General features: G+C 63.4%; 12 protein-coding genes. 8 read left to right on the top strand and 4 right to left on the bottom strand.

What is annotated here, in order from left to right; all coding sequences use genetic code 11:
• The first annotated feature begins 104 nt into the window (after nt 1–104).
• From odhB to D0B32_RS10730, 4 genes are all read left to right on the top strand, one after another.
• Nucleotides 105–1,391 carry a 2-oxoglutarate dehydrogenase complex dihydrolipoyllysine-residue succinyltransferase gene (gene odhB, locus D0B32_RS10745; RefSeq protein ID WP_117333922.1) on the top strand — a complete coding sequence of 429 codons (1,287 nt, stop codon included), beginning with the start codon at nt 105–107 and terminating at the stop codon, nt 1,389–1,391.
• 195 nt (nt 1,392–1,586) lie between these two features.
• A complete protein-coding gene (gene lpdA, locus D0B32_RS10740) occupies nt 1,587–3,017 on the top strand; it encodes a dihydrolipoyl dehydrogenase (RefSeq protein WP_117334172.1) in 1,431 nt (476 codons plus the stop codon).
• Nucleotides 3,018–3,109: 92 nt separating this feature from the next.
• A complete protein-coding gene (zapE, locus tag D0B32_RS10735) occupies nt 3,110–4,207 on the top strand; it encodes a cell division protein ZapE (RefSeq protein ID WP_117333921.1) in 1,098 nt (365 codons plus the stop codon).
• A gap of 179 nt (nt 4,208–4,386) precedes the next feature.
• Entirely contained in the window at nt 4,387–4,851 is a 465-nt protein-coding gene (locus D0B32_RS10730; protein ID WP_117333920.1) for a transposase, read from the top strand.
• Nucleotides 4,852–5,016: 165 nt separating this feature from the next.
• Here the strand turns inward: D0B32_RS10730 and D0B32_RS10725 are convergent, their stop codons facing one another.
• The 4 genes from D0B32_RS10725 to D0B32_RS10710 all read right to left on the bottom strand — a co-directional run bounded on the left by D0B32_RS10725 (nt 5,017) and on the right by D0B32_RS10710 (nt 10,915).
• The gene (locus D0B32_RS10725) at nt 5,017–5,520 is read right to left on the bottom strand and encodes a DUF2147 domain-containing protein (RefSeq protein ID WP_117333919.1); all 504 of its coding nucleotides are present in this window, start codon (nt 5,518–5,520) and stop codon (nt 5,017–5,019) included.
• Between the two features lie 337 nt (nt 5,521–5,857).
• Nucleotides 5,858–7,558: a ShlB/FhaC/HecB family hemolysin secretion/activation protein gene (locus D0B32_RS10720; RefSeq protein ID WP_117333918.1), complete on the bottom strand. Its 1,701-nt coding sequence runs from the start codon at nt 7,556–7,558 to the stop codon at nt 5,858–5,860.
• A 243-nt stretch (nt 7,559–7,801) separates the two neighbouring features.
• Nucleotides 7,802–9,196: a collagen-like triple helix repeat-containing protein gene (locus D0B32_RS10715; RefSeq protein WP_117333917.1), complete on the bottom strand. Its 1,395-nt coding sequence runs from the start codon at nt 9,194–9,196 to the stop codon at nt 7,802–7,804.
• 297 nt (nt 9,197–9,493) lie between these two features.
• Complete coding sequence (locus D0B32_RS10710) at nt 9,494–10,915, bottom strand: collagen-like triple helix repeat-containing protein (RefSeq protein WP_117333916.1); 1,422 nt, start codon at nt 10,913–10,915, stop codon at nt 9,494–9,496.
• A 652-nt stretch (nt 10,916–11,567) separates the two neighbouring features.
• Here D0B32_RS10710 and D0B32_RS10705 point away from each other — a divergent pair.
• The 4 genes from D0B32_RS10705 to cpaB all read left to right on the top strand — a co-directional run bounded on the left by D0B32_RS10705 (nt 11,568) and on the right by cpaB (nt 13,982).
• Nucleotides 11,568–11,747 (top strand): Flp family type IVb pilin, encoded by a 180-nt coding sequence (locus D0B32_RS10705; RefSeq protein WP_117333915.1) that lies wholly within the window; start codon nt 11,568–11,570, stop codon nt 11,745–11,747.
• A 153-nt stretch (nt 11,748–11,900) separates the two neighbouring features.
• Complete coding sequence (locus D0B32_RS10700; protein ID WP_117333914.1) at nt 11,901–12,401, top strand: prepilin peptidase; 501 nt, start codon at nt 11,901–11,903, stop codon at nt 12,399–12,401.
• A 71-nt stretch (nt 12,402–12,472) separates the two neighbouring features.
• Nucleotides 12,473–12,937, top strand: a complete 465-nt coding sequence (locus D0B32_RS10695; protein WP_259294979.1) for a TadE/TadG family type IV pilus assembly protein — start codon at nt 12,473–12,475, stop codon at nt 12,935–12,937.
• A gap of 91 nt (nt 12,938–13,028) precedes the next feature.
• Nucleotides 13,029–13,982, top strand: a complete 954-nt coding sequence (cpaB, locus tag D0B32_RS10690) for a Flp pilus assembly protein CpaB (RefSeq protein ID WP_117333912.1) — start codon at nt 13,029–13,031, stop codon at nt 13,980–13,982.
• The last annotated feature ends 22 nt before the right edge of the window (nt 13,983–14,004 follow it).

Raw genomic sequence — 14,004 nt, 5'->3', positions numbered from 1 at the left:
CGAACCGGGAAAGCGCAGCGCGCTTTCCCCGACCGCGAGTGACGGTTCATCCACGGTTCGCAGACGGTTCGTTGTCACCAGATACGTATTCAGGAAAAATCACAATGTCTATTGTTGAAGTCAAGGTCCCGCAGCTTTCGGAGTCGGTTTCGGAAGCCACCATGCTGCAGTGGAAGAAGAAACCCGGCGAGGCTGTCGCGCAAGACGAGATCCTCATCGAAATCGAGACCGACAAGGTCGTGCTGGAAGTGCCGGCTCCCTCAGCCGGCGTGCTGGCTCAAGTGATCGCGAACGACGGCGACACCGTCACGGCCGATCAGGTGATCGCCAAGATCGACACCGAAGGCAAGGCTGGCGCCGCTGCTGTCGAAGCCGAAGTGAAGCCGGCTCCGGAAGCCGCGCCGGCACCCGCTGCCGCACCGGCTCCTGCCGCTGCACAAGCCGCATCCGCAACGGGTGCGAACACCGCAGCTTCGCCCGCCGCCGGCAAGCTGATGGCCGAGAAGGGCCTCGGCGCAGGCGACGTGTCGGGCACCGGCCGCGACGGCCGCATCACCAAGGGTGACGTGCTGACCGCAGGCGCTCCGGCTGCCAAGGCCGCAGCACCGGCACCGGCTGCCGCACCGAAGGCGGCCAAGCCGTCGCTGCCGGACGTCAAGGCACCGGTCTCTGCCGACGCCTCGCTGAAGGACCGTCCGGAACAGCGCGTGCCGATGTCGCGTCTGCGTGCGCGTATCGCCGAGCGTCTGCTCGAGTCGCAGCAAACCAACGCCATCCTCACGACGTTCAACGAAGTGAACATGGCGCCGGTGATGGACCTGCGCAACAAGTACAAGGACCGCTTCGAGAAGGAACATGGCGTGAAGCTCGGCTTCATGTCGTTCTTCGTCAAGGCAGCGGTGCATGCACTGAAGAAGTTCCCGCTGGTGAATGCGTCGATCGACGGCAACGACATCGTCTATCACGGTTACTTCGACATCGGTATCGCGGTCGGTTCGCCGCGTGGCCTGGTGGTGCCGATCCTGCGCAACGCAGATCAGCTGAGCCTCGCCGACATCGAAAAGAAGATCGCTGAATTCGGCCAGAAGGCGAAGGACGGCAAGCTGTCCATCGAAGAAATGACCGGCGGTACGTTCTCGATCTCGAACGGCGGAGTGTTTGGTTCGATGCTGTCGACGCCGATCATCAACCCGCCGCAATCCGCGATTCTCGGCGTGCACGCCACCAAGGAACGCGCAGTGGTCGAAAACGGCCAGATCGTGATCCGCCCGATGAACTATCTGGCGCTGTCGTACGACCACCGGATCATCGACGGTCGCGAAGCGGTGCTGTCGCTGGTCGCCATGAAGGATGCGCTGGAAGATCCGGCGCGTCTGCTGCTCGACCTGTAAGCGCAGCACAGCGTCAAGTCTGCTGGCGTCGGCTTGCCATTGCGCAAACCGGCGCCATATAGACAGAGCACGCGGTTAATCAGCAAGCAACTGGCAAGCAACAAGCAGGCAGCACGCAACTAGCGCCCTGCAGCATTGGAACGACGCGCGCCGCGCAGCGTGCGCGCGCGTCGTCCCGCCATCAAAAGGATTGTCATGTCCAAAGAATTCGACGTCGTCGTGATCGGTGCCGGTCCCGGCGGCTATATCGCAGCCATTCGCGCTGCGCAGCTCGGCAAGAGCGTGGCCTGTATCGAGAAGTGGAAGAACCCGGCCGGCGCGCTGAAGCTCGGCGGCACCTGCCTGAACGTGGGCTGCATTCCGTCCAAGGCGCTGCTGGCGTCGTCGGAAGAATTCGAAAACGCATCGCATCACCTCGCGGACCACGGCATCAGCGTGGAAAACGTCTCGGTGGATATCGCGAAGATGCTGGCCCGCAAGGAAGGCATCGTCGAGAAGATGACCAAGGGTATCGAATTCCTGTTCCGCAAGAACAAGATCACCTGGCTGAAGGGCCACGGCAAGTTCACCGGCAAGACGGACGCCGGCGTGCAGATCGAAGTCAGCGGTGAAGGCGAAACCGAAACCGTAACGGCGAAGAACGTGATCATCGCCACGGGTTCGAAGGCGCGTCATCTGCCGAACATTCCGGTGGACAACAAGATCGTCGCCGACAACGAAGGCGCGTTGAGCTTCGACTCCGTGCCGAAGAAGCTGGCCGTGATCGGCGCCGGCGTGATCGGTCTGGAGCTGGGCTCGGTGTGGCGTCGTCTCGGCGCAGAAGTGACGGTGCTCGAAGCGCTGCCGGAATTCCTCGGCGCGGCTGACCAGGCACTGGCCAAAGAAGCGGCCAAGCAGTTCAAGAAGCAGGGCCTCGATATTCACGTGGGCGTGAAGGTCGGCGAAGTCACGACGACCGACGACAGCGTCACGCTGAACTACACGGACAAGGACGGCAACGCGCAGAAGCTGGAAGCGGACCGCCTGATCGTGTCGATCGGCCGCGTGCCGAATACCGACAACCTCGGTCTCGAAGCCATCGGCCTGAAGGCCAACGAACGCGGCTTCATCGACGTGGACGAGCACTGCGCGACGTCGGTGCCGAACGTGTACGCGATCGGCGACGTGGTGCGTGGCCCGATGCTCGCGCACAAGGCCGAAGACGAAGGCGTGCTGGTGGCCGAGATCATCGACGGCCAGAAGCCGCATATCGACTACAACTGCATTCCGTGGGTGATCTACACCGAACCGGAAATCGCATGGGTCGGCAAGACGGAGCAGCAACTGAAGGCGGAAGGCCGCGAAGTCAAGACGGGTCAGTTCCCGTTCATGGCGAATGGCCGCGCGCTCGGCATCAACAAGGCGGATGGTTTCGTCAAGATGATCGCCGACGCGAAAACCGACGAACTGCTCGGCGTGCACATCATCTCGGCCAACGCATCGGATCTGATCGCGGAAGCCGTGGTGGCGATGGAATTCAAGGCGGCGTCGGAAGACATTGGCCGTATCTGCCATCCGCACCCGTCGTTGTCCGAAGTGATGCGCGAAGCGGCGCTCGCCGTGGACAAGCGCGCGCTGAACATGTAATTACGCGCACGCCTGACTGATCGCAGCAGCTTAGCTTTACGACGAAGGCGGGCGGGTTCACTCCCTCCCGCCTTCTTTTTTGCAGCCACCAAATGAACGTCACCGAATACTACGAAAACGAACTGCAGACGCGGGGTTATCAATCGGACCCGGCGCAACGCGCGGCCGTGGACCGTCTGCAGCGGTGCTACGAAGAGTGGGTCGAATACAAATCGCGCCGCTCGAATGCCTTCAAGAAACTCATCATTCATCCAGACCTGCCGCGCGGCGTCTACATGTGGGGCGGAGTAGGGCGCGGCAAGAGCTTTCTGATGGACAGCTTCTTCACGGTCGTGCCGGTGCAGCGCAAGACGCGTCTGCATTTCCACGAGTTCATGCGTGAAGTGCACCGCGAACTCGAAGACCTGAAAGGCCAGGCCGATCCGCTCGATGAACTCGCGCGCCGTGTCGCCAAGCGCTACCGTCTGATCTGTTTCGACGAATTCCACGTCTCGGATATTGCGGACGCGATGATCCTGTACCGTCTGCTCGACAAGCTCTTCGAGAACGGCGTGCAGTTCGTGATGACCTCCAACTACGACCCGGACACGCTCTATCCGGACGGCCTGCATCGCGACCGCGTGCTGCCGGCCATCGAGCTGATCAAGGCGAAGCTGGACGTGATCAACGTGGATGCCGGCGTCGATTACCGGCAGCGCACGCTGGCCCAGGTCGAGGTGTATCACACGCCGCTCGGCGCGGCCGCCGACAAGGCGCTGCGCGACGCCTTTGCGCGCCTTGCCGCGGTGCCCGACGAAAGCCCGATCCTGCGCATCGAAAAGCGCGAGCTGAAGGCGCTGCGCAAGGCAGACGGCGTGGTCTGGTTCGACTTCGCGACGTTGTGCGGCGGCCCGCGCTCGCAGAACGACTATCTGGAACTGGCGAGCCGTTTTCACGCGGTGGTGCTATCCGGTGTGCCGCAGATGAGCGCGCGGATGGCGTCGGAAGCGCGCCGCTTCACGTGGCTGATCGACGTCTTCTACGACCACAAGGTCAAGCTGCTGATGTCCGCAGCGGTGACGCCGGAATTGCTCTACACCGACGGCCCGATGGCCAACGAATTCTCCCGCACGGTGTCGCGCATCGTGGAGATGCAGTCGAAGGAGTATCTCGACGCGCCGCGCCGCATCGTCGACACGTCGCTCACCTGAGCCGACCGCCTGCGCGCGCCCCGGTTCAGACCGCGCGGCTATTCTTTTGCGATAGATCAGAGCCCGGCCGCCGATCACTGGCGGTCGGCGTCGCATTTTCAAGATTCGGATTGGTCTTATATTCGGTCCTGGGGGGAGTCGATATCTTCTAGTCATGGTTCTTGACGAAGGAGAAAGCCATGACCCCGTACCGTGATATCAATGACGAAGAATGGCAGCGCATCGCTCCGCTGCTTCCTGAACTGCGTCCGCGCTCCGAACTGCGCGGCCGCCCGCTGGCCAACACGCGTTCCGTGCTCAATGGCGTGCTGTGGGTGATGTATAGCGGCGCTACGTGGTCGGCCATGCCGCGCAAATATCCGTCGTATCAAACCTGCCATCGCCGCTTCAAGGCCTGGCACGAATCCGGTGTGCTCAAACGCGTCATGGACGAGTTGTTCGGCGAAGCCAGCACTGAGTTGTGCAGCATGATGGAAGCGCGCATGCGCATTCACGTGAGCGCGGAAGAAAAGGCAGCGCGCGCCGAAGCGTCCAGTTCGACGAAAAAGCCCGCGAACTACGGCTCCTCGTCCACGTCCCCGTCCACGCCTCCAGCGGTGCCTTCTGTGTTCAGCTACGCGGCTTTCTACAAGCGCGCTGCGTGACGAGTCCAATGAATTGAATCTGCGCAATCCAATAAAAACCGGCCGAACGAGGTGAATCGTCGGCCGGTTTTTTTTGCGCTGGTGTCGTTCTGCACGCACGCATCAGACGCGCAGCACCACGCGCTTTTCAGCGCATCTCATCGTGCCCGTCATTGCCATGCGCGCTCACTGCTGGCGAATCCACGTTTGCGAGCGCCCCAGCAGCGAGACGCCAATATAGCCTCGCACCACCAGCTTCTGCCCACCGTCTTCCAGACGCATCTTGCACTTGTAGACCTTGCCGTTTTCCGGGTCGAGAATGTTGCCGCCGTCCCAGCCTTCGCCGTCCTTCTTCATGTCGTGGATGATCGTCATGCCGAGGATCAACTGGTTCTTGCGATCGTCCGTGCAGGCCGTGCAACGACGGTCCGGCTGATCGTTCGCGCCGAGCCCCTTGATGACCTTGCCGTCGAGCGCGTCGCCGTCCTGGCTGATCTGCACGAGCGCCTTTGGCTGGCCTGTGCTGTCGTCGATGGTTTGCCACGTGCCAACGGGGCTGTCGGTTTGCGCCATGACGGTCGCGGCGCTGACGAGCAGCACGCCGGCGAGTGCTGCCTGACGGGCGGTACGTGACAGGATCGCGCGGCCGCGCAGGGTGATTGCCGTGTGAGTGGATCGAGCTTGGGTCATCGTCTTCCTCCTTGATTGAAAATCGGCGCGATCATGGTCGCGTGGTGTTATGGGCGGCGTGCCAGACGGGCGGCGCGCAATGGTGCGAAACGCGCATACAACGAGTGCACAACGAGTGCACAACGAGTGCGCAGTGGGTTACGCATTGGCTGCGCGCTTTGCGCCGGGTCCGGCATGCTGAGCCGTCATTGTCAGCGCAGAATACGTGAAACTGGGCGCCAGGTTTGATAGTGGACCCTCTAATCAAACCTGACCAGGCAGGCACGGCAGCCCGCGTCATCACGCAAGCCGACTTGCATATCGTGCAGCATCGGCCCGCATCGTGACATCCTGACATTCAGTTCAACGAATACGAGAACGTCGCGTTGACCCGTGGACTGCGTGATGCGCTTTCCACCGGCGCATCGCCCACCGCCTTGCCCACCGAGAGATCGAGCGAGTAATACTTCGCATCCGAAATGCGGAAGCCAAACGAAATCGAAGAGAGCTTCGACGGTGACGGCGTGCCCGCATGCAGATACACGCGCGCCATATCGAACGAGATGTAGGGCGTGATGGTCTGCAGATAGGTAAAGCCCGGCGCGAAGGCGCGATTCACTTCCACCGATGCGCCCCAGCCCGAATCGCCCGACGCCTCACCTGGCTCGTACCCCTGTGCAAAGTGCTGCGCGCCGAACGAAATCTGCTCGGACGTGGGCAACGAATCGGGGCTGTACTGGCCCGTCATGGCGATCGCGGTGCCGATCTTCAGCGGCCATTGATTGGTCTGCGAGAAACTCGCGCCCGTGCGCGTGAACGTGATAGACGCAGGGTTGGTCTCGATCACACCCGGGATATTCGAATCGCCGGACTTCGATGCGCCCAGCACGTTGAACGCCTGCGCGACATTCACGCTCGCCTTGCGCACCTGGTTCGCATCCACGCTCGCGTAATCGGCCTGCAGTTGCACCACACGCACCTGCGAGCGCAAACCGATCTGCGCGCCGTTGATGGTGTTGTGATACGTGTCCTCATCGTGCGATGCGTAGGCCGTCACCGAGCCGATCACGCTCTGCGTGTTGTTCAGCAGCAGCGGATAGGAGAGCGAACCGCTCAGCTTGTCGTTGATCACGGTCCGCTCGACATAACCCGGCAAGCCAGGGTTATCCGTCGGATTACCACGGTAGTGCGTGGCATCGACCTTCGCCACCAGTCCGTCGCTGCCAATCGGCACCGCGCCGTGCGCGGCGAGGTACGTGACGTTATCCGGGCCCTTGGGCAGCAGCGCGGAGACGCTCAACTGCTCGCCAAGTGAAGTGAGACCGTTCTCGGTCGCGGTCAGCAGCCCTTGTACGCCGGGCTGGTTGGTACTGAGCCCCGCGCTCACGTTAATGGCCTTGTGATCCACCTTGAGTTCGAGCGTGGTGGCGCCATCGGTGTTGGTCGGCGGCGGCACGTTGGCGGCCACCTTGATGCCAGGCAGAATGCCCAGCACGTTGATATAGCGTTCAAAGGTTGCGCGCCGCAGCGGCCGGTCGGCACGGATGTGCTCGGCGATCGCGCGAATCTTGTCTTCCTCCCTGCCGGGATTGCCGGTGATCTTCACCTCCGACACGAAGCCTTCCACCACCGTCACGCGCACCACGCCGTTTTCGAAATTCTGCGCCGGCACGAATGCGAACGACAGCGCATAACCGCGCGACTGGTAGAGCTGTGTGACGCCGTCGGCGACCTTGATGAGATCGGCGATGGTGATGTCCTTGCCGACGAGCGGCGTGAAGCGCTCAGCGACATCGTTGAATGGAATCGACTTGACGCCCTCGACCTGAAATTTGCTCGGCGTCAGATGCGTGGCGAGCAGCGTCTGCAGTTGCGGCGCCTGCGGCTGTACCTGAAGTGTGACGTTCGGTCCTTTGCTGGGTGCATTCACTTGAGGCAGCGAATCCAGCGGGTTACCCCCAACGGGGTTTCCCCCCACTACCGGGCGCGTTTGCGCCTGTACTACGCCTGCGGCGAGCGTCGCCAGCAGGAGCGTCCAACTACCGTACCCGAGTTTCATCGGATGTTCCCTCGTTTGGCTTTTTATCGTTCGTCCGTGATTGCCCGGCCTGGCTTTTCACGAACGCTTTACTGACATCGCGCGCACGTCGTCGTGCTTTGCGCTTGCTGCTCACCCCGAACTCCGTGCGTTGCGGAGGACGGGGTGCTCTCATCGGCTACGGTTTTTGTCACGTAGTTCCGTGCTGCATGCTACGTGCTATCCGTGAGTCCATCTACAGTTGTTAACGACCGTCGCTACGGATTACTTATGGCTGGCCGGAATCAAACCATCCACCAGCGACGTCAAACCGCCTGCCGTGCCGGAAGATCCTGCGGTTCCTGCGGCGGCGGTCAGCGTGCCGGTCACCTGCACCACGAGACCCGTTACCGGTGCCAGCAAGGCGCCCGCACCGGAGCTGCCGGAGGTGCTGGTTGCGCCGCCAAGCAGCCCCGTCACCGGGGAGAGCGGATTCGAACTGCCAGCCGCGCTGCTCAGGGTCGAGGTGAGTGAACCCAGCGGCGTGCTGCCCAGCGCGGAAGTCAGTGAGGCGAGCGGTGTGCCCGCGGTCGCGGAAGACAGCGCAGAGAGCGGCGTGCCGCCCAGCACCGAGGTCAGCGAACCGAGCGGGCTTGCGCCGAGACCGAGGCTCGCCAGCGCGGCGTTCAACGGTCCGAGCGGGCCATTGGCGGCGGCGCCGGTGGGCGGGCCGTTGGCCACCACCACGTTCGAGCTGCCCACCAGACTCACGATCAAGCCAGGAATCGGGGCAGCCCCATTCGCGCCGTTCGGATTGACGAGGCCACCGGCATTGGTGACGGTGTTGCCGAGCGAGCCGACCAGGTTGCCGACGTCAGCGCCCAACGGATTGTTGGTCGACGAGCCCACCGTTGTCGCAGCCGTTTTCAGCGCGCCGCCGACCTGCGCGAGCGCACCCGAGACCGGCGAGGCGAGCCCGGTGGTGGTGCCGACCGTCTGCGTGAGCACGCCTGCGCTCTGCACGAGCGGCGTGATCGTCGTGCTGAGCGGTTGCGTGATCTGTTGCACCGGTCCTGACGAAAGCGAATTGCCGAGCGTCACGCCCCCTGCATTGAGCGCGTTGGCCGCTGTGCTGAGCGCGCCGGCGAGCGGCGTGGTGAGCGGTGAAAGGGCAGAGAGATTGCCGCTACCGAGCCCACCCACGGTGGTGCTCAAGCCTTGCGCGACACCGCTCGTCGAACTGACCACCGAGCCGAGACCGGCGACCGTGGTGCCGACGGGGTTCGTCGTCGAACCGGTCTGACCGAGGCCGCTGCTGACCGCATTGGCGAGCGAGGTAAGCGTGCCGCTCGTTGCCGAGACGGTGTTGCCGAGACCTTGCGTGACCTGCGGACTCAGGCCCGGAATGCTCTGCGCGGCGATCGTGCTGCCCAGATCGCTGGCGGTCTTGGCCGCGTCGGTGACGACGCCCGAGGTGCCGGTCGAAGCCGTCGTGGTGGTGGTGCCACCGCTCGATCCCGCACCGCTACCGCCGCCGCCAGAGGCACTCGGTGGTGCGGTAACGCCGTTGCCGCCGCACGCGGCGAGCAGGCAGGCGAGAGCAAGCGCGGAGAGCGGGGCGCGCAACGTCGAGACTGCCGCGCCGGCCGCAAGGGGAGTAAAAAAACGTGAGTAGGACATGGGTGCTCCTCGGTCTCTTCTGGGTGTTTTGATGGATGGTCTCCGCGCGCCTGCATGACTGGACTGCCATTTCGTTTCGGTGACGACGCGGTCGACTCTCATGAACCGCGTCATCACCCACTGCTAAAACGTGCTCATCGTGCTGTTGCTGCGACGAGATCACCGCGTGCCCGACGGCAGTCACCCCGGACTGCCGTTGCGCGACGCCGCTCAGGTCACGTGAACCGGGAGGCTGCGCAGAGCGCCTCCCGGTTCACACGCCTGCTTCTGTGCGGCGGCTTTTACGCCTTGCTACGCTTACTTCTTGCCGAGGCCGCCGAGACCGCCGAGCAGGCCACCCACCAGCGAGGTCACTGGCGAGAGCAGGCTGCCCGCTGCGCCGCTGCCGCTCGTGCCCGTCAGGCCACCCGTGGTGGTGGACGTCGTGGTCGAGGCCACCGTCGTCGTGGTGGTCGTGGTGGCCGCGCCGACCGTGCCCGTCACCGTCGAGAGCAGGCCCGTCACCGGCGCCAGCGGGCCGGTGCTGCCACCGGTCGCGCCGCTCAAGCTGCCCGTCACCGAACTCAGCAGACCCGTGACCGGCGCAAGCGGGCTGCTACCCGCGCTGCCCGCGCCGCCGGTTGCGGAAGTCAGACCGCCAAGCAGACCCGTCACCGGAGCGAGCGGATTACCACTACCCGTGCCGCCCACCGAAGTCAGACCGCCGAGCAGACCGGTTACCGGTGCCAGCGGATTCGACGAACCGCCGGTCAGCAGACCGCCCACCGAGGTCACCGTCGTGCCGGTGCTGCTCACCACCTTGCCGAGATCCGCCGTAATCGGATTGCCGCCCGTCGACGAGAGCAGGCTGCCCGCCTTGCCGAGACCGCCGCCCACCGTCGAGAGCAGTCCACTCACCGGTGCGCCGAGCCCCGTTGCCGAACCGACCGTCTGCGTGGTCGAGGCGACCATCGACGTGATCGGCGTGATGGCCGTGCTGAGCGTCTGCGTGACCTGCTGCACCGGACCCGTCGAGAGTGCCGTCGTCAAGGTGCTGCCGCCATTCGTCACCGCTGCGCCCAGCGTGTCGATCGCGCCGCCGAGCGGCGTGGTGAGTGCACCGAGCGGCGCCAGCGGACCGCTGCCGAGGCTTGTCACGAGGTTGCCCGTGCTCGTGACCGCGCCGCCGACGTTGCCCACCACACCGCCCACGCTCGACACCGTGGTACCGACCGCGTTGTTGCCCGTACCCAGTTGACCGAGGCCCGCCGTTACACCGTTGCCCAGCGTGGAGACCGCTGCGCCGACGTTTTCGACGATGCCGCCCGCAGCCTGGGTGGTTTGCGAGCTGACGCCCGGCAGCGATTGCGACGCGATCGTGGAGCCGATGCTCGAGACCGTCGAACCGGCGTTGCTGACCACGTTGCCTGCGTTGCCTGCCACGGTGCCGAGCGCGTTGGCGACCGGCGTGCTGCCCGTCGTCGTCGTGGTCGAGCCGCCGCCCGTGCCCGACGTGCCGCCCGCACCGGTCGATCCCGTGGTCGTACCCGTACCGCTTGCACCCGTCGAACCGCTGCCGCTGGTCGTCGAAAGTGCGCCGCTGCCACTGCCGCTACCGCTTGATCCCGTCCCCGTGCTCAAGGTCCCCGAGCCTCCGCAAGCGCTCAAAGAGAGCATCGTGGCGACCGTCGCCGCAAGCAGAGTGATACGTACCATGTGGTGGTTTGTTTGAATCTTCATGTCGCCCTCGCATCGCATTGTGTTGTTGGGTGTTGCTGCGTGCCTTTATTTGCAACAGGTGTGCCATTTCAACTGGAGAATCGCGAAGTATTTTTGGCGAACGGGCTGCGCGCCATATCTGGCGCGGTTCTGCGAGGTGAACGAGGAGATGGCGCGAAGCGCGCTGGCGATGCGAAACGGATCGTGGCGAGGCCGATTCGCAGTGTGCGTAACGTAACGACCCAGCGTGCGCGTTACGGTACGCCGCGTAACGTCACGCTGCCGTTTTGCTTGAAACGAGCGGTTCAAACAGATACTTAGTGGAGCGAATCTAACTCAGTGTTAATACTATGTGCTGCACCGCACGCATTGCCGTTAATCTATGTATACGCAAAGCTTCAAAAGCATTAGTTCGAAAACGGCTTGAGACAATTGCTTTAATAAGATTGATGCGCTATAAAAGCCGGAAGCATCACAGTTTGACGAGGGAGGTGCGATATCGGACAGACGGCCAAACGTAATGCGTAGCAGTTTGCGGCCGCGATGAAAGTGGTGTGCAGTGTACGAGACCCACAGGCGATGAACGAGAGAATCATCGTTTGTGACACTGAAAACACCCGCGTCGTGTGCAGATATGAATATCAAATGAATAGATGAAGTTCCGAGGGCGAAAATGAAAAACCTGACTATCAAATTCCTGAGAGAAACCAAAGGCGTGACGGCGCTTGAGTATGGCCTGATTGCCGGACTGATCGCAGTAGCGATTGCTGCATCCGTCACCACGTTGGGCACAGACCTGAGCAGCGTGTTCACCACTGTCGCTGGCAAACTACCCACCACTTCTGGCGGCTAGTCGAAATCAAGGCGGCGACTCCTGTCATAGCGAACGAAAAATAACGGCCTTTGCAGGCCGGTGCTTTAGCTCGCCTGTCGAGAGTGTTGGCTAATAAGGTGTGCGGGCTGCTGCCGCGGTCCGCACCGGGTCGTTGCGCTCGTCGAGTGCTCTATGAATGTGCCAGTAGCTGATTTTCTGCTAGTAGCGTGGGCTGCGGCGGTCGCGTTGTGCGACTGTCGCAGTCGACGTATTCCCAATTCACTTGTCGTGGCCGGACTGGTCGCGGCATTCGCCGTTGCATTCCTGCAACGCAATCCTTTTGATGTTTCGATGGGCCAGGCCGCGCTCGGTTTCGCGATCGGTCTCGTCGTGCTGTTGCCGCTCTTCGTGCTCGGCGTGATGGGCGCAGCCGACGTCAAGGTGTTCGCCGTGCTCGGCGCGTGGTGTGGTGTGCACGCGCTGTTCGGACTGTGGGTGGCGGCGAGCATTCTCGGCGGCATGCATGCCGTGTGGGTGCTGCTGTCGACCCGCACGCGGCTCGCTTCGCTCGGGCGGCAACGGGGTCCTACGTTCGCGGTGGGTGAGAAGCGCGCCACGCCGTATGCGGCGTGTCTCACTGCTGCCGCGGTCGCGTTGCTGGTGTTGCATGGCGTAGCGGGGAGTGTGCGATGAACGCATGCACACAACGCGTCGCCGGCAAACGCATCTCATGCCAGCGTGCGCAAGGCAGGCGTACGCAAGGCATGCGTGCGCAAGGCAGGCGTACCTCGAGCCTGCGTCAGCGCGGCGTGGCCGCGGTCGAATTCGCGCTGGTGTTCCCGCTGTTTTTCGTCGTGATGTACGGCATCGTCACGTTCAGCCTCGTGTTCGTCGCGCAGCAGAGTCTCACGCTCGCAGCGGAAGAGGGCGCACGTGCGGCGCTCAACTACCAGCAGGCCACGAGCGTCAGCGCGGCACTCACGGCGCGCGCCAACGCAGCGTGCAGCGCGGCGACCAACATGATCGCGACGATGGTCAACACGGCGACCTGCGTGGCAACACCCACCACCTGCAACTACAACGCTTCGATGGATTGCGTGAACGTCACGCTCACCTACAACTACGCCAGCAATCCGCTGATTCCGAATTTGCCGCTCATGAACATGGCCATGCCCAGTGCGCTCGTCAGCAGCGCGATGGTTCAACTCAACCCCGGAAACATACTGTGATGGCCCCGCTCGCTCCTTGCATGCAAGCACTCTCCTGGACGCCTGCGCACGCCTTCAATCGGCCCGCGCTCAGATTACGAGGTGAGCCGTCATGCCGAATCTGACCCGTATCGCAGCAGGCGCGCTGATCGTACTCGCGGTCCTGCTCGGCGTGTTCGCGTGGTCGCTCTCACGCAAGCCGGCGGTGCAGCCGCAAACCACCGTCGCGCAAGCCACCTTTCCCGTGGTGGTCGCGGCGCGCGCGTTGCCGGCAGGCAAACCGATTACCGTCGACGCACTGCGCGTCGAATCGCTGCCCATCAATCCGAATGGCGCCTTTGCCGATCCGTCGCAACTGGCAGGACGTGTACCTGTCAGCGATATCGGTGTGCAGTCGCCGGTGCTGGAAGGGCAACTGTCGTCGGGACTCGCCGAAGGTGTCGAACAGGGTGAACGTGCGATTGCCGTACGCGTCGACGAAAGCAACGCGGTGGGCAACCGGCTGCGTCCAGGCAATTTTGTCGACGTGTTCTTCACGCTAAAACGCGACAGCAACGGCGGTATCAACAACGGCGCGGAAATCGATCGCAGCCAGGCGCGCCTGCTGTTGTCGAAGGTGCGGGTGCTGGCATTCGGCACCGCGACGCCGAGCGCCGACACGGCCAACGACGCCACCGGCATGGTGCGCACCGCCGTGCTCGCCGTACCCGTTGCCGATATCGACAAGCTGACGCTCGCTGAAGGTGCGGGACGTCTGGTATTCGCGCTGCGCAATCCAAAGGATGCCGAAGTAATGGAAGCGTCTGCGTTTGCGATGCCTGCAGGCGTGTTGAAGATTGCGGCGAGCGCGCCTGCCGGCGTGGCGTCGCAGGACTCGACGCGCGCCGCAGCAGGCCTCGCGCTCAACGAACTCTCCGGCAGTACCGGCGAGACGGCGAATGTGACGCGGGCCGTGGCCAGCCCGCATGCCGCCGCGCCTGTCGCACGCGTCGCAGCGCGTGCAAGCGGCAGCACAGAAGGAATTGAAGTCATACGGGGTGGGCGTACCGAAACGGTCGCCCGTTGAAGGGTTCTGGGGAGCGGGCGGC

The organism is Paraburkholderia sp. DHOC27 (assembly GCF_003429005.1).
Lineage (GTDB): Bacteria > Pseudomonadota > Gammaproteobacteria > Burkholderiales > Burkholderiaceae > Paraburkholderia.
The sequence above is the reverse complement of the archived record's forward strand: the minus strand, read 5'-3'. Positions and strand labels throughout refer to the sequence as shown.